The following is a 23,351-nucleotide window of genomic DNA, read 5'->3' as shown; positions in this document are numbered from 1 at the left end:
TGGATACATTTTGGAAACAACTAAGACGCAATCAGGAGATATCTGTATGGTAAAGTGAATGAAATTCGACGGAGGCAGGCGGCATGATGGAAAAACGTATATTGGTTGTAGATGACGAAGCAAGCATAGCTCAGGCAGTCGCCTATGCCCTGCGCCGGGAAGGCTATTCTGTTGCAGTCGCGCATGACGGCGAGGAGGCACTGAAACTGACAGCCGAATTTAAACCAAGGGTGATGATTCTGGATGTAATGATGCCCAAGCTGAATGGCTATGAGGTCTGCCGTAAACTGGAAGACAGACATGGCCTGGGAATTATCCTGCTCACGGTGAAGAATGATATTGTCGATAAGATTCTGGGACTGGAGCTCGGAGCAGACGACTACATGACCAAACCATTTGATCTTCGCGAGCTGCTGGCGCGTACCAAGGCGTTATTTCGGCGGATGGAGCGGGCGGTGGCCGAAGATAAAACAGCGGAACTCGTTGTGGACGACTTGGTTGTTCAAGTGCCGCAGCGTACCGTAAAAATAAAAGGCGCTTCCATTGAACTAACGCCCAAAGAGTTTGACCTGCTGGTCCTGCTGCTGTCTCATCAGGAGCGCGTATATACGCGGGATGAACTGCTGGAGCTGGTCTGGAGCATGGATTATGCCGGCGGGACCCGCACGGTAGATATTCATATGCAGCGCTTGCGCAAGAAACTGGGCGAGCCTTATCAGCAACTGCTGCAAACCGTGTACGGCGTCGGTTACCGCGCCTCCGCCTGGTCATGAGGCGTCTGCCCCGAATTAGCTTGAAACTCCAGCTCGGTCTGGGCTTGGCCATTCTGCTCACCGTGTCGACTTGGCTGCTCAGCTTGCTTGTCTTGCAAGGGATCGAAAGACAGCAGTTGACCGAGCTGGAACAGAATCTGCTCCAGCATAGCGAGATTGCCAATCTGCGAGTCAGACAGACGTTCCTCTTGGGGGAGCGAATGGAGGATCAGACCTTCTTGCGTCTGCGCGGGCAGGAATTGGCGGCCAATGTAGGTCTTCTGACAGGTCTGCCTGTTATCATTTATGATCTTCAGGGACGCCCGGTTGGCAATGCCTTGCTCTCCCCAATCGATACCAAGATTGAAGATATATTGTCCTATGCTCTGGAAGGCAAAATCGTCTATCAGTCCTCAGCGGATGCGCTGGACTATCTGGCTCCGCTGCAAGGGGCCTCCGGACAGATCGGCATTGTGCAGTTCCATTATTCACTCTCGGAACAACAGGCGTTTTTAAAACGGATTGAACGGTTGTTTTTGGTCACGGGACTGGCTGTTCTCATGGGAGGACTCTTGTGCGGCACCCTGTTTGTTCATTGGCTGACCGCCCGAATTGCTAAGCTGCGGAACGCTGCCGGCAAAATTCGGGGACGACGGTTTCTCCAGGAAAAGCCGCTGCGTGGCCGGGATGAGCTAGGGGAGCTTAGCGAGGACATCTACCATATGAGTCGGGAACTAGAGGGGAACATTGCGACGCTCGAGGAGGAGAAGCGCAAGTTGAAGCTGGCGATCGGCAAGCTTCAGCTGCTGGAACGACAGCAAAAGCAGTTCATTGGCAACATCAGCCATGAGTTCAAAACGCCGCTCACCTCTATCAAGGCTTATGTCGATCTGATGGACATGTATGATGATGACCCGGGTCTTACCCGACAAGCTCATACGCAAATTGGTCAGGAAGCGCAACGGCTGCAGGAAATGGTTGAAAAGGTGCTTCATTTGTCATCGCTGGAGAAGTATGAGTTTGAACAGGAGGCTGTGGCACTTGAAATGGGTGCCTTACTCGAAGAATTGTGCGAGCGGATGCGCGGCAAGGCTGCCCGGCATGGCGTCACAATTGCGACATCGCTTACGCCTGTTGTTATTCTGGGAGATCGGGAGAGTCTGACGCAGATCTTCATTAACCTGCTGGACAACGCCATCAAATATAATGTGTCTGGCGGATCCGTCGTGGTCGAGAGCCTCGAACATGAGGGAGTGGCTGTTCTGCGGGTAAGCGACACGGGGATCGGCATCCCCGAGGAAGCGAAAGCGCGTATTTTTGAGCCATTCTATACTGTGAATAAAGACCGGTCCCGGCAATCGGGCGGCAGCGGTCTGGGCCTTGCTCTCGTTAAAGAAACGATAGAGAAGCTGCACGGAGAGCTGTCCGTCGAAAAGGGCAGCGGACCGCCGGAGCAGCCGGGGTCAGTGTTCACCGTACGTCTGCCGCTGCACCGCCACCGGGCGGAGATGGATGGAGAGGAGGAAGCGGAATGAACGACTATTCAAACAAAATGATGATTGGCGCAGCCATTGCCATCCTTGCGATCTCATCGACAGGGTGCGGGGTACAACCGCAGACGGATCGGCAGGTCATCGATGGGAATAACAAACAAATTACCGTGCTGGATGGTCCAGTGCCTGGTACGGATCAGTCGGTTGCCGTTGAACAGCTGCAAAAGGTGCCTGGCATTCGGGGAATGGACTGGTTAGATGGCGATACCGTCCTGGCCGCGAAAGCAAATACGGAGCGGACGCCGCAAGTGATCGAAGAGAAGGAACGCTATCCGGTCAATCTGGTCTCGTATACCTTAACGGACGGCAGCGAGACTGTGCTGCAGCCTGCCGATCAAGATCAGCACGCCGGGATGCTTTCCCCTGACAAAAGATTTCTGTTCTATAAAGTCATGGAGGAGTCCGTAGGGTTTGGTTATCTGCGGGATATGGAGACAGGGGACATTGTACCGGCGACGGAGCGGCAAACGCCTGATGAGCTGATCGAGGGTTATGAGGGCGAATGGCTCGATAGCGAGCATGTGCTGTTCCCTACGATGTCTGGCAAAATTTATACCGCCAATATCGAAGGCCACACAGAGATGCTGGCTGATACTGGCGATCTCACCATCCACGATGTTCACAAGATTGGTGATCGCCTCTACTACATTGGATCCGGACAACAACTCTTTATCCAAGAAGGCGAGGAACCAGCACGACTTCTGATGGAGCAGGTCATCTGGGTTATCCCTTCCCCTGACCATCAGTCGCTGGCGATGGTCCGCAGGACGCGCGAAGGAGAGATGACGCTGTACCTGACCGATCTGGATGGCAAGGACAAGGCGGTTCTGAGTAAAGGCATGCAGATCTTTGGTACCGCCTGGTCCAGAGACGGCACACGTCTCGCCTACAATCTCATCAATGCCGAAAACGGAACGAGCGGATTGTACGTCGCGGATGCTGTCACCGGCAAAGTCACACAGGTGACCGTCGATTTGGAGGATATCTCGAATCAGCTGCAATGGAGCCCCTCGGGTGAGCAGCTGATGGCGGCTACCATGGTCAGAGAGGGGGACGGCTACGAGCCAGTCACCTATATCATCAAGCTGCGCTCTTAGGAGCGTGGCTTTTTGAATATAAGCCTAAAAGGATGAAAATCGTTACATCCTCGTGAAAACACTTCTATATCCATTCGGCTGCGGCTCGACTATAATAGGAGTCAGATTCACTTAATAGCAAAAAAGGAGCTGAAGCATGTGTCAACCTTATTGCGCTGGGGCATTATTGGCTGTGCCGGTATTGCTGAGCGCTCTGTAATTCCAGGCATCCAGGCCTCGGAAACGGGAGAAGCGGCTGCGATTGCCAGCCGGGATATCGAGAAGGCCCGCAAGCTGGCGGACAAGCTGGGAATCCCACAGGCTTATGGCAGCTATGAAGAGATCCTTGCTGATCCGGCGATTGACGCAATCTATATTCCCCTTCCCAATCATCTGCACAAAGAATGGTCGATCCGGGCGATGCAAGCAGGCAAGCACGTGCTGTGCGAGAAGCCAATTGCCCTTAATAGCACGGAGGCACAGGAAATGGCAGATTGTGCGTCGGAGCAAGGCGTGCATTTGGCGGAGGCCTTCATGTATCGCCATCACCCTCGCTACGATCACATTCAGAAGATTGTGGCATCCGGGGAAATCGGCGAGCTTCGGGGCATCCACGGCACCTTCACCTTCAATAGTGCAGGCTCCTCGGGCAATGTAAGGTTCAAGCGCGAATGGGGCGGCGGCTCCATCTATGATGTGGGATGTTATCCGATTAGCGCTGCCCGTCTAATCTTTGGCAGCGAGCCTGTAGCCGCAACTGTGCACGCTCTGATTTCACCAGAGCATGATCATGTAGATATGATGGCGTCTGGCTTGTTGGAATTCCCGGACAGCCGCGCCTTGACCTTTGACTGCGGCATGTGGGCGGCATTCCGCAACACACTGGAGGTACTGGGTACAGAAGGGAGAATTGAGGTGCCTGCGGCTTTTATCGGGTCACCGCATTTCTTCGTAGAAACCAAAGAAGGACGGCGTGAAGAGCGGCAGCCCGAGCTGAACCAATATGCACTGCAGGCCGATACTTTTGCTGCTCAAGTACAGGGTCAAATTCCAAACCGCTATACGCCTGACGATGCCGTATTAAATATGAAGGCTATTGACGCATGTCTGCGTTCGGCTTACGAGCGGAAACGCGTGATCATAGAATAGAGAGGATGACGAGCGATGAAACATATCAAAATTCCTGGTCTACACAATGACGTCTCCAGCCTGATTATGGGCTCGGATTATTTTACACCTGAAACCTATGAACTGGCGAGTGCCAACCTGGATGCTTACGTTGCGATTGGCGGCAACACCATTGATACGGCCTTCATTTACTGCGGGGGTAAGAGTGAGCAAGCACTGGGGATGTGGGTAGAGGAGAGAGGCAATCGCAAGTCGATCAATATCTGGACCAAAGGCGGCCATCCCAATAAGGACGGCAACCGGGTAAACAAACAGGCTATTGATGAAGAACTAAGCATCAGCCTGGAGCGGCTGCGGACGGACTATATCGATCTGTATGCTCTGCATCGGGATGACCCTGCTGTCCCAGTGGGAGAAATCCTGGAGATTCTCAACAGCCATGTCGAGGCTGGTCGCATTCTGGCTTTTGGTGCATCGAACTGGACATGGGAGAGACTGCAAGAGGCAAATCGCTATGCAGCTGAACATGGACTGAGGGGCTTCGAATTCAATAGCCCGAACCTTAGTCTGGCCAAGGCCAACGAGCCGTATTGGCGGGATGCCATCAGTGTGGATGACGTATTGTTGGCTGAGCATGAGCGTACTGGTCTGCCGTTGTTCTCCTGGTCTTCGCAGGCACGCGGGTTCTTCACCGGCCGCTTTACGCCTGAAGACCGTTCGGATGCCGATACCGTGCGTGTATTCTACAGCGATGACAACTGGGAGCGTTACCGCAGAGCTGAGCAGCTGGCGGGAGAGAAGGGCGTAACGACTATTCAGATCGCATTGGCCTATGTACTCAATCAATCGTTCCCCACTGCAGCCTTAATTGGACCGCGCAATGAGGCGGAGATGCAATCTTGCAGCGAAGCGACCAATATCAAGCTGACGCCGGAGGAGATCAAATGGCTGGATCTGAGAGCGTAGAACATATCTTATGGCCGGAAGGAACACCTGGCGCCCGGGGAGCGGGGCTTGAGGATACGCCTGCATTGACTCCTTATCTGGTAGATGGAGCGACGTCAGCAGTTGTTGTCTGTCCAGGCGGCGGCTATGGCATGCGTGCCCAGCATGAGGGAGAGCCGATTGCCCAGTGGCTGAACAGCCTTGGCATTACGGCTTTTGTCTTACGGTACCGCGTGGCGCCATACCCGTACCCGCATGCGTATCAAGATGCGCAGCGGGCGATCCGCTATGTGCGTTTTCACGCAGCAGTCTGGGGGCTGGATGCGAGCAAGATCGGTTTGCTGGGCTTCTCCGCAGGTGGGCATCTGACTGCGACAGCCGGAACGCGCCACGATGAGGGGAATCCGGATGCTGCGGATCCCGTTGACCGCGTGTCATCGAGACCGGATCTGATCGTCCTGTGTTATCCGGTTATCACGATGAAGGATCCCTACACTCATCAAGGTTCAAGGACTAATCAGCTGGGGGACCAGCCGACGGAAGAGCAAATCACATTGCTTAGTAATGAGCTTCATGTGAACGAGCAGACCCCGCCGACATTTTTGTGGCATACTTCGGAGGATGCGGCGGTACCTGTGGAGAACAGCTTATCTTTTGCAGCTGCTCTTAGCCGTGCGGGGGTTCCGTTTGATCTCCATGTCTACGACCATGGCCGTCATGGTCTGGGCCTTGCGGCGGAGGATTCTCACATCGCCAACTGGAGTCAGGTGTGCGGGCTCTGGCTGCAGGGCAGACAATTCGGCAAAAATTGATTCAAATCGCGATTATAGGGTAATAACAGATCAAGGGCTGGCCTTAGTACCAGCTCTTGATTAAGGTTTGTATAGGCTTATTCCTTAAATATGCTCAAATTTCATCAAAAAAAACGAAAAATCAACAAATTGACTGGAATATCAGTCCGTTTGTTGATTTTTCTTTGTTTAGCTCGCCCAAGATCGGTCTAATAACATACTTGTTGGGGTGGGTAAACCGTTGTAATTGCTAAGATACGGGAAGATACGGGAGGAATAAAGAGAATGATGGTAGCTGAACCCTTCTCTTTCCAAGTCAGCATGAAATCGCTTGAATTATGATAGTTTACTGGAAATGACCTACCACCCGATACATGTTAGCATTATTAGTGTTGTTGCGCGGGGGACTCCCGAGCTCCTAGCTAAGAAGCGAAAAAGCCAAGCTGGAGCGGTCGATCAGGGAAAATCCTTGCTGCGCCTGGGGATGACGAGTAGCTAAATAACTTGTCATTTCCACAAAAATGAAGAGGGGTAGTGAGACAAACGTGAAGAAGAGTATGTTGTTAGTTTTGTTTGTGATGATGATGGTGTTAGCTGCTTGTGGCTCAGGCAACGGCAATAATTTGCCGGAGACATCGACGCCACCACCGCCGCCGCCGGGCAATGAAGCCAATGAAACAAACGGTGGAGAAAACGGTGAAGCGGGTGCAGGTGAGAGCACGCTGGAAAAAGCTAGAGAACAAGGCTACATCAACGTCGGTTTTGCTAATGAGAACCCTTATGCGTACCAGGAAGCAGACGGTACATTAACTGGCGAGGCAGTTGAAATCGCCCGTGTCATTCTGACGAATCTCGGTATTGAAGAAATGCGCGGAGAATTGACTGAGTTCGGTGGACTGATTGGTGGTCTGCAGGCTGGACGCTTTGATATGATTACGGCGGGTATGTTTATTAATCCGAACCGTTGTGCGGAAGTGGCATTTGCCAACCCGGAGTATAGCATCGGAGAAGCACTTGCCGTGAAGACTGGTAATCCGCTCGGTCTGAACAGCTATGAAGATATCGCAAACAGCGATGCAAAAGTAGCGGTTATGACAGGTGCAATTGAAATTGAGTATCTCGAGAAAATGGGCGTAGCTGATGAGCAAATTGTTGTCGTGCCCGATCAAAATGCAGCAGTAAGTGCACTCCAAGCTGATCGTGTGGATGCCATGGCTATGACTGGTCCGGCCTTGCAATCCCGCTTGGACGCTGCTGGTGACGATAACCTTGAACGTGTTGCCGATTTTGAACAACCGGTTATTGATGGTGAAAGTGTAAGAGGCTACGGCGCATCTGCTTTCCGTCAGGCAGATACGGAATTCGTAGAAGCATTTAACGAAGAACTGGAGAAGATGAAAGAGTCTGGTCAATTACTCGAGATTCTCCAAGAGTTCGGATTTACGGAAGAAGAGCTGCCCGGCGATATGACCGCTGCGGAGCTGTGCGGGTAACCAATGATTGACTATTGGCTAGAGTGGATGCCATTGCTGTGGAAAGGAACGGTCTCGACAGCGCAAGTGACCGTGCTTTCCGCAGCCTTGGCTCTGCTGCTCGCGGCATTGACGGGTATCTGCCGCTTGTCTAAGTTTAGATTGATTCGGGGTCTGGCGCTGGTCTATGTGCTGACCTTCCGCGGTATAGCCCTGCTGGTGCTGCTATTTTGGATTTACTATGTCTTGCCATACATGAATATTGAGCTATCGAAAACCATGGCCGCTGTATTGGCGCTAGGCCTTAACTACGGCGCTTTCGGTTCGGAGATCGTCCGCAGCTCAATATTGGCCGTGCCCCAGGGACAATGGGAAGCGGCACGGGCACTGAATATGACTCCTGCCCAGCGAATGTTCCGGATTATCTTCCCACAAGCACTGATCCGGATGATTCCGCCGTTTAACAACTTGATGATTGAGCTGTTAAAGGCGTCCTCCCTGTTATTTTTTATCGGCATGACAGATCTGGTTTACCAAGCAGATGTTCTGCGCGGATTATATTTGCAGCAAAGCACACAGCTTTACGCAACGCTGCTGGTGATTTATTTCATCTTGGCATCGATGATTTCTTATTCCGCCCGGCTGCTCGAACGCAAACTGTCAGCGGGGAGGTTGTAACGTATGATATGGAGTTGGGAATATGCATGGTCCGTGCTGCCTCTTCTTCTGGATGTAATCGGAACCACGTTGCTTGCGACATTGTTTGGTTTCCTGATTGCTTGTACATTCGGGATGGTTCTGGCTGTCCTGGGGCGATCTAGGTTCCGAGTCATCAGGTGGACGGTTAATGGATTCATTGAATTTGTGCGCAACACGCCACTACTCGTTCAATTGTTTTTCTTGTTTTACGCTTTACCCCTGTCGCTGGGCATTTCGATGTCAGCATTTACGACAGGTGTTATCGGTCTTGGCTTGCATTATAGCACCTACTTGGCTGAGGTGTACCGCTCCGGGATCAACGGGGTGGAGAAGGGGCAATGGGAAGCCGCAAGAGCTCTGAATTTCTCCAAACAGCGAACGTGGACCCGAATTATTCTGCCTCAAGCCATACCGCCAATTCTTCCTATTATGGGGAATTATTTAATAGTGGTGTTCAAAGAAACACCTCTACTTGCTGCCATCACTGTAATGGAAATGTTGTCGCGAGCAAAGAACATCGTGTCTCGCGATTGGCGCCCTACTGAGCCCTACACCTTGGTCGGGATATTGTTCCTAGTGATTAGCCTGTTACTGGCAGCTCTTGTCAGTCTGCTGGAGTATAAGATGGCGCAACGGCAAAGTAAGTAAAAGCTTCTCTGGATAGGGATTTGTTTTACTCAAAATTAACGTTTATCGATAGGAATAGCTGGTTATATATCAAAAGAACAGGGGGTGGAAGTATTGGGCACAACGATGGAGAAGCAGCCCCAGACAGCCCCTGAGACGGTCGATCCAACGGTAGCTGCAGCAGAGGCGACCGTACCGATGGTTAAGTACACGGACGTGAAGAAGTCCTTCGGCGACCTGGAGGTGCTTCACGGCATTAACCTTGAAATGGCTGCTGGCGAGAAGATCGCCATTATCGGACCCAGCGGGTCTGGTAAGACGACCTTGGGGCGAATGCTTATGACGCTCGATCATCCGACATCCGGAACGATTGAGGTGGAGGGTGAGCATCTGTGGCATATGGAGCGTAAGGGGAAGCTGGTGCCGGCCAATGAAAAGCATCTGCATATGATGCGGACAAAAATCGGCATGGTGTTTCAGCATTTTAATCTGTTCCCACATATGAAGGTTATCAACAATGTCACAGAAGCGCCAGTCAAGGTACTGGGGCTCTCTAAGGAAGAAGCTCACGATCGTGCAGTAGAAATGCTTCGCAAAGTCGGTCTGGAGGAGAAGCTGGATGTGTATCCGGCGAAGCTCTCAGGCGGGCAGAAGCAACGGGTCGCCATTGCGCGGGCGCTGGTCATGCGTCCCAAGGTGATGGTATTCGACGAAGTGACGTCGGCCTTGGACCCTGAGTTGGTCGGTGAGGTGCTGGAGGTTATCAAAGAGATTGCCGATGAAGGCGAAATGGCCATGATGCTAATTACGCATGAAATGGATTTTGCTAGAGAAGTAGCTGATCGCGTCGTGTTCGGCGCCGACGGCTTGATCGTCGAGCAGGGGCCGCCCGAGCAGATTTTTGAAAATCCGCAGAGTGAGCGGCTGCAAACCTTTCTAAGACGAATCAAATAATTTGAAAATGGGGGTTAAACGAGCCATGTCCCAAGTAGCAAGCTTGACCCTTCGGCAGCCCGTCAAAGAAGACGGCACGAAGGTGTATGACTTGATCCGCAGGGCAGGCACGCTGGATCTCAACTCGGCCTATTGCTACCTTTTGCTGTGCGATATGTTCAGCCAGACTTGTGTAGTTGCGGAGGAAGATGACCGCATCGTAGGCTTTATCTCAGGCTTCTACCGTCAGGAACAGCCATCTACGCTGTTCGTATGGCAAGCCGCTGTCGACTCCGCCATGCGGGGACGAGGGCTGGCCTCTTCCATGCTGGAGGAGCTGCTCGCCCGCGAGCATCCTGAGCCATTGGAATATGTAGAAGCCACTGTGAGCCCGTCCAATACCGCATCCCGAAGGTTATTTCAATCCTTTGCCGATGTGTATCAGGTTCCCTTGCGGGAGCTGGATGAGTCAGGGTACGCCCCGACCATGTTCCCGGATGCCCAGTCGCACGAAGCAGAGCCGCTGTTGCGCATAGGACCTTTTCGCGGTCAGTCAAGGAAGTAAAAACCACTAAGGAGTGATTTTTTGATGAATTATTTAAACCAGAGTGAAGATAAACCGTCCATGCAGGTGTTCGAGGATATGGAATCCGAGGTGCGCAGCTATTGCCGGAATTTCACCACTGTATTTCATAAGGCAAAAAACGCCAGACTATGGGATACAAACGGGAATGAATACATCGATTTCTTTGCGGGGGCGGGAGCGCTCAACTATGGACATAACAACCCGAAAATCAAGCAGAAGCTGATTGAGTATATGCTTGATGACGGAATTACACATAGCCTCGACATGGCAACCCATGCGAAGGAGAATTTCCTGCAGCAATTCAACGATAAAATTTTGCGGCCTCGCGGACTTAACCACAAGGTGATGTTCCCTGGTCCAACAGGAACCAACTCGGTAGAGAGTGCGCTGAAAATTGCACGCAAAGTGACAGGTCGCACGGGCATCATTGCTTTTACTAATGCTTTCCATGGCATGTCTCTCGGCTCACTCGCCATTACGGGTAACAAGTTCAAGCGTGGTGGCGCTGGCGTTTCCTTGGATAATGCGACGTTCATGCCTTATGACGGCTATCTGGGCGAAGGGGTCAATACGGCACGGGTGATGGAGAAAATGCTGGATGACCCGGGCAGCGGAGTTGAGACTCCGGCAGCGGTCATTCTGGAGACCGTACAGGGTGAGGGCGGTCTGAACCGGGCAAGTGAAGCCTGGCTGAAAGACATTGCTCGCATCTGCAAGCAGCGCGAAATTCTGCTGATCGTTGATGATGTGCAGATGGGTTGCGGCCGTACGGGCAGCTTCTTCAGCTTTGACAATACCGGTATCACACCGGATATTATCTGCCTGTCCAAATCCATTGGCGGCTTTGGTTTGCCTTTTGCCTTGACCCTGATTAAGCCGGAGTACGATATTTTCAACCCGGGTGAGCACAATGGCACCTTCCGAGGCAACAACCTGAGCTTCATCGCAGCGACAGAAGCACTGAGCTATTGGGAGAACGGCCGTATGGAAGCAGATCTTAAGATCAAGTCCGAGATGATTCGCACGGGCTTGCAGGAAATGATCGACGCCAACAAGGATTGCGGGGCTCGTATTAAAGGCAAAGGGATGATTCTTGGTCTAGCCTTCGATGAACCAGAGCAGGCAGCTGCCCTGTGCAAAGCAGCCTTCGAGCGCGGCATTATTATGGAGACTTCCGGACCAAGGGACGAGGTTGCCAAACTTATGCCGCCGCTGACGATCGAAGCGGATCTGTTGGCGCGCGGCTTGGCATTGGTGTCCGAGGCGATGGAAGAAGTTATGAACCAGACGAAGCAGCCTGTGCTGCAATAACTATAAGCTGATAAGTGGAGTGTGATTAGATCATGATCGTCAAACATTTGGAAGATGTCCTTGGTACCAAGGACGATGTGGATACAGAAACGTGGAACTCGCGGCGTTTGCTGCTTAAGAAAGACGGCATGGGGTTCTCCATGCACGATACCCTGATTAAAGAAGGTACGGAGACGCTGATCTGGTATAAAAACCACCTGGAAGCTGTCTACTGTATCGAAGGCGAGGGAGAGATCGAGCCCGAGGGCGGGCCGATCTACCCGATTCGCCCCGGCACGATCTATGCGCTTAACGGGAATGAAAAGCATCTGCTGCGTGCCACCAAGACCATGCGCATGATCTGTGTCTTCAATCCCCCGTTATCAGGTCAAGAGGTGCATGACGCTGAAGGCGTCTACCCGGTTGCAGTTGATTAATGGATTCACACTATTTCTCTATAAATAGAAGGAGGATGTTACGATGAGTTCAACCGTTCAAACCCCAAATCAGGTCGATAAGTACCCTTCACGGGTGAGCGATAAGCCGGAATTACTGGATCGCAAAGACCCTGTCGTCTATTCCGAGTGGTCGCCGAACAGCCCACTCACCAAAGAGCAGTCCGATTTCTATGAGCAAAATGGCTATCTGCTGCTGGACAGTTTCTTCAATGAAGAAGAGATTGCCGATTGGCGCGCAGAGCTTGGCCGTCTGCAAGAGAAATTCAAGAACAATCCAGCTGACGAAGTCATTCTAGAGCCGGAAAGCAAAGAGGTTCGTTCGATCTTTGCGATTCATAAAAACAATGCGGTGTTCAGTCTGGTGGCGAAACATCCGCGACTGCAGGCGATCGTATCTTACCTGCTGGGCGGAGAAACGTATATTCACCAATCCCGCATCAACTACAAGCCAGGCTTTAACGGCAAAGAGTTCTACTGGCACTCTGATTTTGAGACCTGGCATGTAGAAGATGGCATGCCTAACATGCGGGCACTCAGCTGCTCCATTGCGCTCGAAGACAATTTTGACTATAACGGTGCCTTGATGGTTGTGCCGGGTTCCCACAAAAAATTCATTACTTGCATCGGTCAAACGCCTGATGACCATTACAAGGAATCCCTCCGCCGCCAGGAATATGGCGTGCCGGATCAGGAGAGCTTGACGAAGATCGTCAAAGAAGGCGGCATCGATACGGCAGTCGGAAAAGCGGGTTCCATCCTGTTATTTGATTGCAACACGATGCATGGTTCCAATAGTAATATTACTCCGTTGCCACGCAGTAATGTCTTCATGGTCTTCAACCATGAGAGCAACCGAGTGGTCGAGCCGTTCTCCGGACAGAAGCCTAGACCGGAGTTCATCGCTACCCGCGAACAATGATTTCCTGGACGCTTGTCGGCACCATCATCGTCATCAATATGGTGTATGTCTCCATATTTACGCTGCGTCTCATTCTGGTCATTAAGGGCAGAAGAGGCGCAGCCTCTTTTCTGGCGATGGCGGAAGTATTCGTCTATCTCACGGGCTTGAATCTGGTGTTGTCCAATCTGGACAACCCGGTCAATATGGCGGCCTATTGTATAGGCTTCGGTATAGGCGTGTATCTGGGCAGCAGGATCGAGGAGTATCTGGCACTCGGTTATCTGGTCGTGCAGGTTATCGTTGATGAACTCGAAGTCGAGCTGCCCAACAAGCTGCGGGATCTCGGCTATGGCGTGTCCTCATGGGCAGCTGACGGCCGGGACGGCAAGCGCTTGGTGATGCAGGTATTGGTGAAACGGAGCAATGAGAAGCGGTTGATGAAGAGCATCCGCAATTTATCGCCCAAAGCGTTTGTCATCTCCCATGAGCCGAAGGAATTCAAAGGCGGCTTCTGGGTACGCTTGACCAATAAATAGGAAAAAACAAGGTTCTCTGCCAATCGGCAGAGGCCTTTTTTTGTTCTAAATGAACGGCAATCGGCATACGTATCCTAGTGCAGCAGAGCAGATATCCTATATGAAGCTTAGGAAAAATAATCCTATTTCACCAAATTAAACTTTGATATAATGAGGAAAAACAGGAGATACCTGTATGAAAGGAGTGAATGGCTTGGAGTCCATTGCATCGTTATCGGAATTGATCTCCCAGAATAAACAAGCTTCACTAATTGAGGTGCCAGGCACTATGGCGCGTACCTTCGGCCAGTCGACGCTGTCTACAACCCTTCCAGTGAGTAAGCTCTTCTCCATTTATGAAATTGATTTGGAAGTTCAAAGGCAACTCATCCCGCAGAACCTCTCGCGGCTCATGGACTATGTGCTGTTATATCTGGATCATGACCAGACGATTTATTTTCCTGGTATTTTGTTGTCTGCACGGGGAGCAGGCCATTATGATGAAGCAACCTCCGCACTGTATCTGCAGCCGATGGAGAAATGCTACGTGGTTGACGGACAGCATCGCTTAGCGGCATTTCGGCGACTCGCAGAAACACTTCAATCCAATATGGCCAGAGCCAAGGACCGCCGCGAATATGACCGAATGGAGGAAATCACAGCGAAGCTGCGCAAGCTGTATGATTTTCCGATATCGGTTATGATCTATCGGGATATCGACGCCAAGCAGGAACGCCAATTGTTCTCGGACATTAATAAGCTTCCGCGCAAAATTGGTGGTAACCTTGCGGTTATGCGCGATCAGCGTCGGTATTATCATATTCTGGCCAGTCGGCTGGTTGAGGAATATGAGGTGATGAACCGGCTTCCTGTGGATATGCTGACAGAGCGTGGCAAGGGCCCAGAGTATTTGTTTTCTTACGCGCTTCTCATTGAGCTGATGATAGCCCTGTTTGAGGGCAGACTGAAGGCTGCCGCTCGTCATAACGGGTATCACTACACCGAGCAAGAGCTGGAGCAAGCCCTGGGTCAGGCTGCAACGTATATGGAGCAACTCCTCGCACATCTTCCTGAACCGGATAGAGGAGCCGTGTGCTGGTCGGAGAATGTACAAATAGCATTAGCGCTATTCCTGCATCAAGAGGCGTTCAAGACGTCCCAATTCAATCCATATCATCTGAAGTATGCGATAAGAATTTTGCCGCACGTGCAATGGGAGCGGATATACAAAGATGATGAGAAGGACCGTCTGCCGCGCAGGAGCCGGATCATGAAGGCCCATAATTTTATACAAACGTTTTTTCAGGAGCAGCATTTGTTCTTAATTAAGGACAAGGAGGAGAATGGGTAATGGATGGATTGCAGCTGAAAATGGCCATTCACCCGTTCTGCGAGCGGTTTGGTCTGGCAACGGTATCTCTCAGAGTGCAGGATTTATTGAACTATACGTCAATTGATCCGATGGTGCAGCGTAAACTGAGCACATTGCAACGACGCAAGATCGCAACCTACCTGCAAGAGCGGGATTTGGACCGTGTGTTTTTCGGAACGGTAACGCTTTCATTGCGCGATGTGAGCTTGCTCGCCAGGGACGCAGATTCTCTCGTGCTGAAGCATGGTTCCAAGCTGAGTATCCTTGACGGTCAGCACCGAATAGTGGCGCTCGGCTATGTCAATGAGCAGCTGTTAAAGGAAGGAAGGCGGTACGAGAAAAAAGCGGCGCAGCTTAAGCTGCAATGCCGGCGAGACCCGGGAAATACGGCGTTGGTGGAAGAGCTGTCTCAAATTCAGGGCTTGCTGGCGGAGATTGAGACTCGTCGTCTGGATCTGAACGAAAGTGAGCTATCTGTTCAGGTTTATATCGGTTTGAATGAGGAGGAGGAGCGTCAGCTGTTTGGTGATATCAATGCCAAAGTTCAACTGGTCAGTAAAGAACTGGGCCATTCCTTTGATTCGACTGACCCGATGAATCTGGTATTGCAGCAGGTAGCGGAGCATAATGAATTATTAAAGGCGGCAGGAATTGAGCGACGGAACAACCTGACGGCTTTCAATAAAAATTATACGTGCTATAGCTGGCTGTACTCTACCGCAACCCTGTTATTCACCGGAAAAATGCAGCCTTCTTATGAATTGGCCCGCCGTATTCGTCGAGATCTGGCGACGCATACAGAGATTGTGCACCAATTGCTGCATGCTGTGCTGCCGCACATGCCGGAGCAGCCGGGTCAGTCGCAATTTATCTCCTCCAACCGGGTGGTTCAGGAATCGATTGCCTTATACGCACACGAGTTTCTCTATCGGGATGGTCAATACAATCCGGAATGGACATCTTGTCTGCAAGTGCTCCGAGACTTGGACTGGACGCACAACAACCCGGAGCTGAGCGAATTATTCGGCCGGCTGGACAATGGCAAGCTTAATTTGGTTCACGAAAAGTCGATGCGAAAGCACAGTCGAATGGCTGAGTATTTGCGAGAACGTTACCTGGTTTCCCAATAATTATGGCATGAAACCTCCTCTGATCCATGTTACGATGAATGGCGTCGGGTACAAAGCGTATCTGAAACTATCGTAAGAGGAGGCTTTTCCATCTATGAACAGTCGTAAACTGCGTCGCTCTCTAGCTGGTGTACTGACAGCCGGTGTACTGCTCACAGGAGCTGCCGTAGGCGGAGGCACAGCTCAAGCGGCCACGGGCAATTCCACTCTTCCAAGCAATACTTACTATCAGGTCATCAATCAAGACACGATAAATCAGATTGCCCAGCAATACGGTATCGATCTCCAGGAATGGTTCAAAGGATATCCGCAGCAACAGAATCCTGGAACTGAGCAAGAGGCCCCAGAGGCAACACCTGCTGAGCCTGCTACCGAAGTAACGGCACCACCGACTACCAACACAGGTAACACAGGTAACACTGGCAATACAGTTACACAACCAGCAGACAACGGTTCGCAAAGCCAAGACAGCGCTTATGCAGCCGAGGTTGTCAATCTGGTCAACCAGGAGCGTGCAGCTGCCGGTCTTTCGCCGCTGACGTCCGACTCGGCGCTGGCTCGTGTGGCCATGGACAAAGCCAAGGATATGTATCATAACAATTACTTTTCCCATCAATCGCCGACTTACGGTTCGCCATTTGATATGATGCGTTCCTATGGGATCTCCTATTCCTATGCAGGCGAGAACATCGCCAGCGGTCAACGCACCCCTCAAGAAGTTGTAACGGCGTGGATGAACAGCCCAGGCCACCGGGCAAATATCATGAGCACCAACTTCACAACCATCGGTGTAGCATACTACAATAACGAATGGGTTCAAATGTTTACCGGTTAGTATGACACGTTACAGCCTTGTCCTTCATTGTGGAGGACAGGGCTTTTTTCTGCTGAGATTTCTGACTTTACAAGGTAAGGGGTTCAGAGGTAACATGAATTTATTCGACCTACTAGGAGGAGCAGCATGCCATTAATTGATTTGCCACTGGAGCAATTGACCCAATACCAAGGCATTAATCCCAAACCGGATGATTTTGATACCTACTGGGAACGCGCATTGAATGAAATGAAAGCGGTTGATGCGAATATCCAGATCATCGCTGGTCCGTTCCAGACACCACAGGCAGAATGCTTTGACTTGTATTTTACGGGGGTGCGCGGCGCCCGCATCCATGCCAAGTATGTACGTCCCAAGAACGCGCCTGACAAGCACCCGGCGATCGTACAGTTCCACGGATACAGCGGGCATTCGGGCGATTGGTCGGACAAGCTGGGGCTGGCCTCACTTGGATATTCGGTCTTGTCCATGGATTGCCGGGGACAGGGTGGTTTATCCGAGGACACGGGTGGTGTACAGGGAACCACCTTGAATGGTCATATTATCCGTGGTTTGAATGATGAGCCTGACCAACTGCTGTTCCGTCATATCTTCCTGGATACCGCACAGCTGGCAGGTATCGCAATGGAGCTGCCCGAGGTGAATCCAGACGAAGTCTATGCGATGGGAGGATCACAGGGTGGGGGATTGACGATTGCCTGCGCTGCGCTGGAACCAAGGATTCGCAAGCTGGCACCGGTCTATCCTTTCTTGTCCGACTACAAACGGGTGTGGCAGATGGACTTGGCCAAGGGCGCATATCAGGAGCTGCGCAACTTCTTCCGTCATTATGACCCGCAGCATCTGAAGGAAGAAGAGTGGTTTACCAAGCTTGGTTATATTGACATCCAGCATTTGGCGGGACGGATTCGTGGAGAAGTGATGATGGGGGTTGGTCTCATGGATACCACCTGTCCTCCGTCAACACAATTTGCGGCTTATAATCGTATTCAATCCCCCAAGCGTCTGGAGATCTACCCCGACTTTGGACATGAGCATCTGCCTGGCATTATCGATAAAACCATTCAATTTTTCATGGATTCGAATACATAGGCTGTGATGTAAAGGGGAGCGAGAGATCAATGAAATTATCCGCAGGCAACAAAGTGGTACTGATCGGTGATTCGATTACGGATTGCGGACGCAGGCAGCCCCATGGCGAGGGGTTGTTTGAAGGCATAGGCAAAGGCTATGTTGCCCAAGTTGATGCCTGGCTTCAGGTGGGCTATCCCGAGCTGGGACTGCGCCTCATTAATATGGGGACGAGCGGGCATACGATACGGGATTTGAAGGCACGATGGCAGACCGACGTGATTGACCTGCAACCCGACTGGCTTTCTATCATGATTGGCATCAACGATGTATGGCGTCAATTTGACCAGCCGACAATTACAGAATCTCATGTCTATCCGGATGAATACCGGGCTACCCTGGAGGAACTGGTCGTGCAGACCAAGCCATTGCTGCAAGGCCTGATCCTGATGACACCGTTCCATATTGAACCAAACCAGACAGATCGCATGCGGGCGCGGATGGACGAGTACGGTGCAATCGTTAGAGAAATTGCAGAGCGTCATGGTACCCACTTTGTTGATACACAGGCTGCTTACGACCGGATTTTGGAGCATATCTACCCGGCGACACTGGCCTGGGATCGCATTCATCCCTCAATGCCGGGTCATACGGTAATTGCCCGGGCGTTTCTGGATGCCATCGAATTCGATTATGGGAAGCGTTAAATAACACAAACGCGCTGCGCCTAGGTTTACGAAGCAAACTGGCTTCGTAAACCCAAGGCAACAGCGCGTTTTTAGGTGGAATGATTACAGCTTGAATACAGAAATGGTTCGCTGCAGCTGGCTTACCATCTGCTGCATCTTGGTTGTCTCATCCACAACAGCTTGGACAGAGGCAATCTGTTCGTTCATGGAGGCGGAGACTTCCTCGGTACCCGCAGCAGATTCCTCTGTAATCGCTGAGATATTTTGAATGCGATCAGAGATCTGACGAGCCGACTGCAGCATGGCGTCACTCTCGCGAGTAAAGGCGGCAATCTCTGCACCGATAAATTCTACGCTATGTACAATTTCTTGGAAGATCTGTTCAGATTCACGGATCATCTCGTTTTGCTGGCGGACAACCTCTTCATTAACAGCAATATTCTCAATGGCTTGCTGGACTCCTTGTTCTATACTGCGAACCAGGCCGAATACCTCTTTGGTCGAGCTGCCGGACTCCTCAGCCAATTTGCGGACCTCCTGGGCGACGACGGCAAACCCCCGTCCATGTTCGCCTGCGCGAGCCGCCTCAATGGAAGCGTTAAGGGAAAGCAGGTTAGTCTGTTCAGCGATTTCGGAAATGGAGCGTGTAATTTTGGTAATGTTGTCAGCCTGTCTGGATAGTTCCTCAATGGTGCTTGCAACGACAGCTGTTGCCTCCACATTTTTACGCATGCCCTCTGACTGGCTTTCTACAGCGCGTTTGCCCTTGGTGACCAGGTCAAGCGTATGCTCGGAGCGTTCGTTCATCTGCTTCGTGGAGCGGGCGTAGCCAGCGACCATCGACTCAATCTGGCTGATCGACTCGCTCATACCAGATACATCCTCGGATATTTGGTTTGCGCCTGTTGCAAGTTCACCGGAGGATTGGCCGACTTGCTCCATGACCATCTTGAGCGACTGGTTTTTTTCATAGATGTTGCGGCTCGTGTCCGAGACATGACGTGTAATGCCAGAGGTTTCATTGAGAATTTCCTTCAGTTTGTCAATCATGCTATTGAAGGAATGACCCAGTTCGCCCACAGAGGAGGTGATATCGACCTTTTGCGAAAAATCGCCCTTGGCAATGCGGAACGCAACGGCGGTCATTTCATCAATCGTTTCTGTAAGCGCTCTCTCAATTAACCGCGTAATAGGAAATGTGAGTCCTGCCATAATTAAAATGACGAGAAATCCGACCCACAGGTTGCCGCCGCTCGCCAGTGTCATAATGATAATGGCAAGAGAGAACAAGGCGGCAATCGTATAACTTCCCAACATGATCTTGTTCCGAATGGACAATGTTTTTATCCACGTCATAGTCTTTGCTCCTCTTTTATATAGAATAGCCATATTATAGCACCTCCTGTCGGAATAGGTCTATAATTGCGCCTTATAATCTTTAAGTCTTGCGAAAAAAGATCGAAAAACAGCTGAAAAACGTGAATTTCGCCGTAAAAAAGCATTGCTTTATCAATTATGCGGTCTTATAATGAGTCTTAAGAACTAGATGGAAACATCATGTAAAACAGGTGGAAAGGAAGTGAATAGCGATGAATTTGGAGGAACTACCATTAGCCAGACAGATTGATTATGTATTTCGTCAATTAGAAGACGAGCTGACGAATGCGGTTGCAGGCACGGTAACCATACATATCCGCAACAATGCAATCGGCAAATACGGCATTCGACACAACCCGATCGAATTCCGCAATGGCAACGCTGAACATACGGAGAGGGGACTCACAGCTGCTCAGGTAATGGCGTTCCGCCAAATGGCGATTGATGCGCTGCGCTATAAGCGGAGCTGGACGCATGGGGAGATTATGTACGATTTCTCGGTCCGTCCGCAAGCCAAGTCTTGGTCTGCAAGTGTGCAGTACGAATCCAATTATAATACGGCTAACGGCATGTTCCGTTATCAGTCGCCCAGCAAGCATAAGCATTTGCGCGAAACAAATTAAACGACGCGTACTGGATGCACAACAAAAGAACCTTCATTCCACATACCGTGTGGTTGAAGGTTCTTTTGACTGTTGCATGTATGTTCATGGAAGAAAAAACTTATCGGTTGAAACGTCCAGCCAGCTGTTCTTCAGCCATTTGGACCAAGCGACGGGTGATGTAACCGCCGATCGTACCGGTGTCGCGGGTAGTCATATGACCGTAGTAGCCATCTTGTGGAATCTGGATACCCAGCTCCTGGGCAATTTCGAATTTCATTTGGTCCAGTGCCGCGCTTGCTTGCGGAACGACCAGGGAGTTGCTGCTGCGGGAATTAGCCATGGAAGTCACCTCCTTTGACCCTTAGTATGTTCAGCGCAGGAAAATATATGCGGTCAACATAACATTTGGGGAAGCAGAAGGTTTGTGGAAATTATTCTAGGCCAAAATCATAATCCGGGTACACGTAAGGTGTGTCGGACGGGGCGATAGATTCCGCACTTGTCGCGTGCAAGATCATAATTTCATTGCCATTGTATTCGGTCAGCTCCAAGGTTCCCGTTACTTGCAACCAGCTGTCATCGTCATAGGCGGACGCGTTATCCGATTGGATCATCAATCCATAGGGCATGGAGTCCGCTGAGCAACAATTCATGGCAAAACGGCTAACGACGAACTGGTTAGACGGCATGGCACTCTCCCGATAAACAAAGCCGCTGATCTGTACAGTTTTGCCTAAATAGTGCTCTCTGTATAGATCTAGGGTCGTCAAGGTTTCTATAAACTGTTTTTCGACCACTTCAATGTGGTCCTGCTTGTAGAGCTTCTTGGCATTGCGAGCGTAAGACTCTGTATACAGATCAGCAGGGAACATGGCATCGAGCGGATCGGCAGGTTCGGACGGTGTTTCCGGCTCTACTGACGGTGAGGCCTCCGAAACCGGGGGAGGCGTCTGGGCAGCATCAGCTGTAGGCGTTTGGCGGCTGACACTCTCCGAGCCGCTGAGACTCATGCCTTTTTTGGCTGCAAGCGTACTTCCCATCAACGTGTCTGGCAGTAAGAAGCCCAGCAGCAGTGGAAAAAGAAACAGACTATAGATAATGGTATTCTTCACCTTGGAGGGCGAAGGGGAGTGATCGCAATCGCAGGCTGCGGCATTTCGCCCCATCCAGGTCTGCAGTGCAGCGTACAGCTGATAGATAGCCGCTGCATACAGACCCAACGCCGACAGCTTCACATACAAGGTCATGCGCGGTGCAATATATAGCGTCAAATTGCCGCTCCGATCCAACTGAACAATCAGAAAGGCGAAGCTGGCCAGGATGGCCGCCCGCAGCAATTGATGCAGCATGGTACGTCGCGCTTCGGAAGCAGGGTTCATAGCTAACAACTCCTTAGTTCAAAAATAACCGTTCGACAATCATGGAGCCGGCCAGCGTGAAGACGAAGGTCAGCGCAATGAGCCACAGCACAACCCTGGTCTTGAAGGCGGACAACAGCATTAACGTACTCTTCAGATCAATCATTGGACCGAAGACAAGGAACGCGAGCAGGGAGCCACCACCGAAGGTGCCGGCAAACGATGCGGCTACAAACGCGTCAGAAGTGGAGCAAATCGACAGAATGAAGGCAAATCCCATCATGAACACATGGGCAAACCATGGATGATTGCCGATACCGATCAGCACTTCCCGGCTCAGCCCCGTCTGAATGAGGGCCGTGAGCATAGCGCCGAAGATCAGATACTTGCCCATCTCAAAAAACTCATCCGAAGCATGGGAGAACGTAGAAGCAAGCTTCCCGCGCGCCTTGCCGTCTCCGCCATGTTGATGATCATGACTATGGTCATGGCTACTAGCGGCAAGAGCTTGGGCGGCTTTGGGCTCCCGCAGTGGATTGGACTTCATAAAGCGATAGAGCAGCAATCCAATGGTAACGGCTACGGCAAAAGCCAGTCCCATTCGGGTATAAACAATTTCAGGACGCGACCGGAATGCAGTAAACGTAGCGGCATAGACAATCGGGTTGAGAATGGGGCCCGCTAAGATGAAGACAATTCCGATATAGGCAGGCATCCCTTTTCGAATTAATCGTCGCACTACAGGAATCATGCCGCATTCGCATAGGGGGAAAATGACACCCAGTAGACTGCCAAATAAGACCCCTCCCAGTGCATGACGCGGGGTCAGCCGCCGGATCATCTCATCCGATACGAATACCTGGAGCAGCGAAGAGAAGAGAACCCCGAGCAGAATAAAAGGAAAGGCTTCGAGAATCAGACTAATAAACATAATTTTAAAAGATTGCACGTGAACCATATCAGGCTGCCAGGCTGCAAAATCAGAGAATTTTGTTCCCGTAAAGAGCATCGCCGCCAGTCCCAGGCAGCCGATGGTCAGGAGCGGCGGCAGTACCCGAAGGAGGAAAGTATTCAAAAACATCCGCCTCTTTTCCAGTAAACATTACGATTTATAGTATAGCCTATGCGTAAAACCCCGTCTATAGGACAAACCTGATGAAAAAAAAGCTTCGCCAGAACCTTTGCAGG

At 51.2% G+C, this 23,351-nt stretch carries 25 protein-coding genes; 21 read left to right on the top strand and 4 right to left on the bottom strand.

The window, feature by feature from the left end:
• The first annotated feature begins 86 nt into the window (after positions 1-86).
• From F556_RS0106550 to F556_RS0106455, 20 genes are all read left to right on the top strand, one after another.
• Positions 87-773 carry a response regulator transcription factor gene (locus F556_RS0106550; RefSeq protein ID WP_026297144.1) on the top strand — a complete coding sequence of 229 codons (687 nt, stop codon included), beginning with the start codon at positions 87-89 and terminating at the stop codon, positions 771-773.
• A complete protein-coding gene (locus F556_RS0106545; protein WP_040715578.1) occupies positions 770-2,287 on the top strand; it encodes a sensor histidine kinase in 1,518 nt (505 codons plus the stop codon). The genes F556_RS0106550 and F556_RS0106545 overlap by 4 nt, the downstream gene beginning before the upstream one ends.
• Positions 2,284-3,402, top strand: coding sequence for a TolB family protein (locus F556_RS0106540; RefSeq protein WP_020616115.1), 1,119 nt, complete (start codon positions 2,284-2,286; stop codon positions 3,400-3,402). Before F556_RS0106545 ends, F556_RS0106540 begins: the two co-directional genes overlap by 4 nt.
• A 138-nt stretch (positions 3,403-3,540) precedes the next feature.
• Positions 3,541-4,530: a Gfo/Idh/MocA family protein gene (locus F556_RS0106535; RefSeq protein WP_020616114.1), complete on the top strand. Its 990-nt coding sequence runs from the start codon at positions 3,541-3,543 to the stop codon at positions 4,528-4,530.
• A 15-nt stretch (positions 4,531-4,545) separates the two neighbouring features.
• Complete coding sequence (locus F556_RS0106530) at positions 4,546-5,475, top strand: aldo/keto reductase (RefSeq protein ID WP_020616113.1); 930 nt, start codon at positions 4,546-4,548, stop codon at positions 5,473-5,475.
• On the top strand, positions 5,454-6,266 hold the full coding sequence (locus F556_RS0106525; RefSeq protein WP_020616112.1) for an alpha/beta hydrolase: 813 nt from the start codon (positions 5,454-5,456) through the stop codon (positions 6,264-6,266). Before F556_RS0106530 ends, F556_RS0106525 begins: the two co-directional genes overlap by 22 nt.
• A gap of 557 nt (positions 6,267-6,823) precedes the next feature.
• Positions 6,824-7,738 carry an ectoine/hydroxyectoine ABC transporter substrate-binding protein EhuB gene (ehuB, locus tag F556_RS0106520; protein WP_245583019.1) on the top strand — a complete coding sequence of 305 codons (915 nt, stop codon included), beginning with the start codon at positions 6,824-6,826 and terminating at the stop codon, positions 7,736-7,738.
• Positions 7,739-7,765: 27 nt separating this feature from the next.
• Positions 7,766-8,395, top strand: a complete 630-nt coding sequence (gene ehuC, locus F556_RS0106515) for an ectoine/hydroxyectoine ABC transporter permease subunit EhuC (protein ID WP_245583018.1) — start codon at positions 7,766-7,768, stop codon at positions 8,393-8,395.
• Positions 8,396-8,398: 3 nt separating this feature from the next.
• On the top strand, positions 8,399-9,064 hold the full coding sequence (gene ehuD / locus F556_RS0106510) for an ectoine/hydroxyectoine ABC transporter permease subunit EhuD (protein ID WP_020616109.1): 666 nt from the start codon (positions 8,399-8,401) through the stop codon (positions 9,062-9,064).
• Between the two features lie 177 nt (positions 9,065-9,241).
• Positions 9,242-9,997, top strand: coding sequence for an ectoine/hydroxyectoine ABC transporter ATP-binding protein EhuA (gene ehuA, locus F556_RS0106505; RefSeq protein WP_051108687.1), 756 nt, complete (start codon positions 9,242-9,244; stop codon positions 9,995-9,997).
• A 25-nt stretch (positions 9,998-10,022) separates the two neighbouring features.
• Positions 10,023-10,541 (top strand): diaminobutyrate acetyltransferase, encoded by a 519-nt coding sequence (gene ectA / locus F556_RS0106500; RefSeq protein WP_020616107.1) that lies wholly within the window; start codon positions 10,023-10,025, stop codon positions 10,539-10,541.
• 24 nt (positions 10,542-10,565) lie between these two features.
• Complete coding sequence (gene ectB, locus F556_RS0106495) at positions 10,566-11,873, top strand: diaminobutyrate--2-oxoglutarate transaminase (protein ID WP_020616106.1); 1,308 nt, start codon at positions 10,566-10,568, stop codon at positions 11,871-11,873.
• A 32-nt stretch (positions 11,874-11,905) separates the two neighbouring features.
• A complete protein-coding gene (locus F556_RS0106490; protein ID WP_020616105.1) occupies positions 11,906-12,289 on the top strand; it encodes an ectoine synthase in 384 nt (127 codons plus the stop codon).
• A gap of 43 nt (positions 12,290-12,332) precedes the next feature.
• Positions 12,333-13,229 (top strand): ectoine hydroxylase, encoded by an 897-nt coding sequence (gene thpD / locus F556_RS0106485; RefSeq protein WP_020616104.1) that lies wholly within the window; start codon positions 12,333-12,335, stop codon positions 13,227-13,229.
• Complete coding sequence (locus F556_RS0106480) at positions 13,226-13,747, top strand: DUF2179 domain-containing protein (RefSeq protein ID WP_020616103.1); 522 nt, start codon at positions 13,226-13,228, stop codon at positions 13,745-13,747. Before thpD ends, F556_RS0106480 begins: the two co-directional genes overlap by 4 nt.
• 175 nt (positions 13,748-13,922) lie before the next feature.
• Positions 13,923-15,077, top strand: coding sequence for a DNA sulfur modification protein DndB (locus tag F556_RS0106475; RefSeq protein ID WP_020616102.1), 1,155 nt, complete (start codon positions 13,923-13,925; stop codon positions 15,075-15,077).
• Entirely contained in the window at positions 15,077-16,228 is a 1,152-nt protein-coding gene (locus F556_RS0106470; protein WP_020616101.1) for a DNA sulfur modification protein DndB, read from the top strand. The genes F556_RS0106475 and F556_RS0106470 overlap by 1 nt, the downstream gene beginning before the upstream one ends.
• A 94-nt stretch (positions 16,229-16,322) precedes the next feature.
• Positions 16,323-17,063, top strand: coding sequence for a CAP domain-containing protein (locus tag F556_RS0106465; protein WP_020616100.1), 741 nt, complete (start codon positions 16,323-16,325; stop codon positions 17,061-17,063).
• A 126-nt stretch (positions 17,064-17,189) separates the two neighbouring features.
• Entirely contained in the window at positions 17,190-18,155 is a 966-nt protein-coding gene (locus F556_RS0106460) for an acetylxylan esterase (protein WP_020616099.1), read from the top strand.
• 29 nt (positions 18,156-18,184) lie between these two features.
• Entirely contained in the window at positions 18,185-18,841 is a 657-nt protein-coding gene (locus tag F556_RS0106455; RefSeq protein ID WP_020616098.1) for an SGNH/GDSL hydrolase family protein, read from the top strand.
• An 84-nt stretch (positions 18,842-18,925) separates the two neighbouring features.
• Here F556_RS0106455 and F556_RS0106450 read toward each other — a convergent pair whose 3' ends face one another.
• Positions 18,926-20,179 (bottom strand): methyl-accepting chemotaxis protein, encoded by a 1,254-nt coding sequence (locus tag F556_RS0106450; RefSeq protein WP_020616097.1) that lies wholly within the window; start codon positions 20,177-20,179, stop codon positions 18,926-18,928.
• A 233-nt stretch (positions 20,180-20,412) separates the two neighbouring features.
• Between F556_RS0106450 and F556_RS0106445 the strand changes: the two genes are divergently transcribed.
• Positions 20,413-20,823, top strand: a complete 411-nt coding sequence (locus F556_RS0106445; protein ID WP_020616096.1) for a hypothetical protein — start codon at positions 20,413-20,415, stop codon at positions 20,821-20,823.
• A 100-nt stretch (positions 20,824-20,923) separates the two neighbouring features.
• Here F556_RS0106445 and F556_RS0106440 read toward each other — a convergent pair whose 3' ends face one another.
• The 3 genes from F556_RS0106440 to F556_RS0106430 form a co-directional block, all read right to left on the bottom strand.
• Positions 20,924-21,145, bottom strand: a complete 222-nt coding sequence (locus F556_RS0106440; RefSeq protein ID WP_020616095.1) for an alpha/beta-type small acid-soluble spore protein — start codon at positions 21,143-21,145, stop codon at positions 20,924-20,926.
• A gap of 91 nt (positions 21,146-21,236) precedes the next feature.
• Positions 21,237-22,184: a TIGR03943 family putative permease subunit gene (locus tag F556_RS0106435; RefSeq protein WP_020616094.1), complete on the bottom strand. Its 948-nt coding sequence runs from the start codon at positions 22,182-22,184 to the stop codon at positions 21,237-21,239.
• A 13-nt stretch (positions 22,185-22,197) separates the two neighbouring features.
• On the bottom strand, positions 22,198-23,244 hold the full coding sequence (locus tag F556_RS0106430) for a permease (RefSeq protein ID WP_020616093.1): 1,047 nt from the start codon (positions 23,242-23,244) through the stop codon (positions 22,198-22,200).
• Between the last annotated feature and the right edge of the window lie 107 nt (positions 23,245-23,351).

Source organism: Paenibacillus daejeonensis DSM 15491, from assembly GCF_000378385.1.
GTDB lineage: Bacteria > Bacillota > Bacilli > Paenibacillales > Paenibacillaceae > Paenibacillus_D > Paenibacillus_D daejeonensis.
The sequence above is the reverse complement of the archived record's forward strand: the minus strand, read 5'-3'. Positions and strand labels throughout refer to the sequence as shown.

Bases quoted from the DNA above. Each gene is read 5' to 3' on its own strand.
- F556_RS0106455 (WP_020616098.1), top strand. From the start codon at position 18,185: ATGAAATTATCCGCAGGCAACAAAGTGGTACTGATCGGTGATTCGATT.
- F556_RS0106450 (WP_020616097.1), bottom strand. From the start codon at position 20,179: ATGACGTGGATAAAAACATTGTCCATTCGGAACAAGATCATGTTGGGA.
- ehuD (WP_020616109.1), top strand. From the start codon at position 8,399: ATGATATGGAGTTGGGAATATGCATGGTCCGTGCTGCCTCTTCTTCTG.
- F556_RS0106480 (WP_020616103.1), top strand. From the start codon at position 13,226: ATGATTTCCTGGACGCTTGTCGGCACCATCATCGTCATCAATATGGTG.
- F556_RS0106435 (WP_020616094.1), bottom strand. From the start codon at position 22,184: ATGAACCCTGCTTCCGAAGCGCGACGTACCATGCTGCATCAATTGCTG.
- ehuC (WP_245583018.1), top strand. From the start codon at position 7,766: ATGCCATTGCTGTGGAAAGGAACGGTCTCGACAGCGCAAGTGACCGTG.
- F556_RS0106525 (WP_020616112.1), top strand. From the start codon at position 5,454: ATGGCTGGATCTGAGAGCGTAGAACATATCTTATGGCCGGAAGGAACA.
- F556_RS0106470 (WP_020616101.1), top strand. From the start codon at position 15,077: ATGGATGGATTGCAGCTGAAAATGGCCATTCACCCGTTCTGCGAGCGG.
- F556_RS0106465 (WP_020616100.1), top strand. From the start codon at position 16,323: ATGAACAGTCGTAAACTGCGTCGCTCTCTAGCTGGTGTACTGACAGCC.
- ehuA (WP_051108687.1), top strand. From the start codon at position 9,242: ATGGTTAAGTACACGGACGTGAAGAAGTCCTTCGGCGACCTGGAGGTG.
- ehuB (WP_245583019.1), top strand. From the start codon at position 6,824: ATGATGATGGTGTTAGCTGCTTGTGGCTCAGGCAACGGCAATAATTTG.
- F556_RS0106550 (WP_026297144.1), top strand. From the start codon at position 87: ATGGAAAAACGTATATTGGTTGTAGATGACGAAGCAAGCATAGCTCAG.
- thpD (WP_020616104.1), top strand. From the start codon at position 12,333: ATGAGTTCAACCGTTCAAACCCCAAATCAGGTCGATAAGTACCCTTCA.
- F556_RS0106540 (WP_020616115.1), top strand. From the start codon at position 2,284: ATGAACGACTATTCAAACAAAATGATGATTGGCGCAGCCATTGCCATC.
- F556_RS0106430 (WP_020616093.1), bottom strand. From the start codon at position 23,244: ATGTTTTTGAATACTTTCCTCCTTCGGGTACTGCCGCCGCTCCTGACC.
- F556_RS0106545 (WP_040715578.1), top strand. From the start codon at position 770: ATGAGGCGTCTGCCCCGAATTAGCTTGAAACTCCAGCTCGGTCTGGGC.
- F556_RS0106490 (WP_020616105.1), top strand. From the start codon at position 11,906: ATGATCGTCAAACATTTGGAAGATGTCCTTGGTACCAAGGACGATGTG.
- F556_RS0106475 (WP_020616102.1), top strand. From the start codon at position 13,923: ATGAAAGGAGTGAATGGCTTGGAGTCCATTGCATCGTTATCGGAATTG.
- F556_RS0106530 (WP_020616113.1), top strand. From the start codon at position 4,546: ATGAAACATATCAAAATTCCTGGTCTACACAATGACGTCTCCAGCCTG.
- ectA (WP_020616107.1), top strand. From the start codon at position 10,023: ATGTCCCAAGTAGCAAGCTTGACCCTTCGGCAGCCCGTCAAAGAAGAC.
- ectB (WP_020616106.1), top strand. From the start codon at position 10,566: ATGAATTATTTAAACCAGAGTGAAGATAAACCGTCCATGCAGGTGTTC.
- F556_RS0106460 (WP_020616099.1), top strand. From the start codon at position 17,190: ATGCCATTAATTGATTTGCCACTGGAGCAATTGACCCAATACCAAGGC.
- F556_RS0106445 (WP_020616096.1), top strand. From the start codon at position 20,413: ATGAATTTGGAGGAACTACCATTAGCCAGACAGATTGATTATGTATTT.
- F556_RS0106440 (WP_020616095.1), bottom strand. From the start codon at position 21,145: ATGGCTAATTCCCGCAGCAGCAACTCCCTGGTCGTTCCGCAAGCAAGC.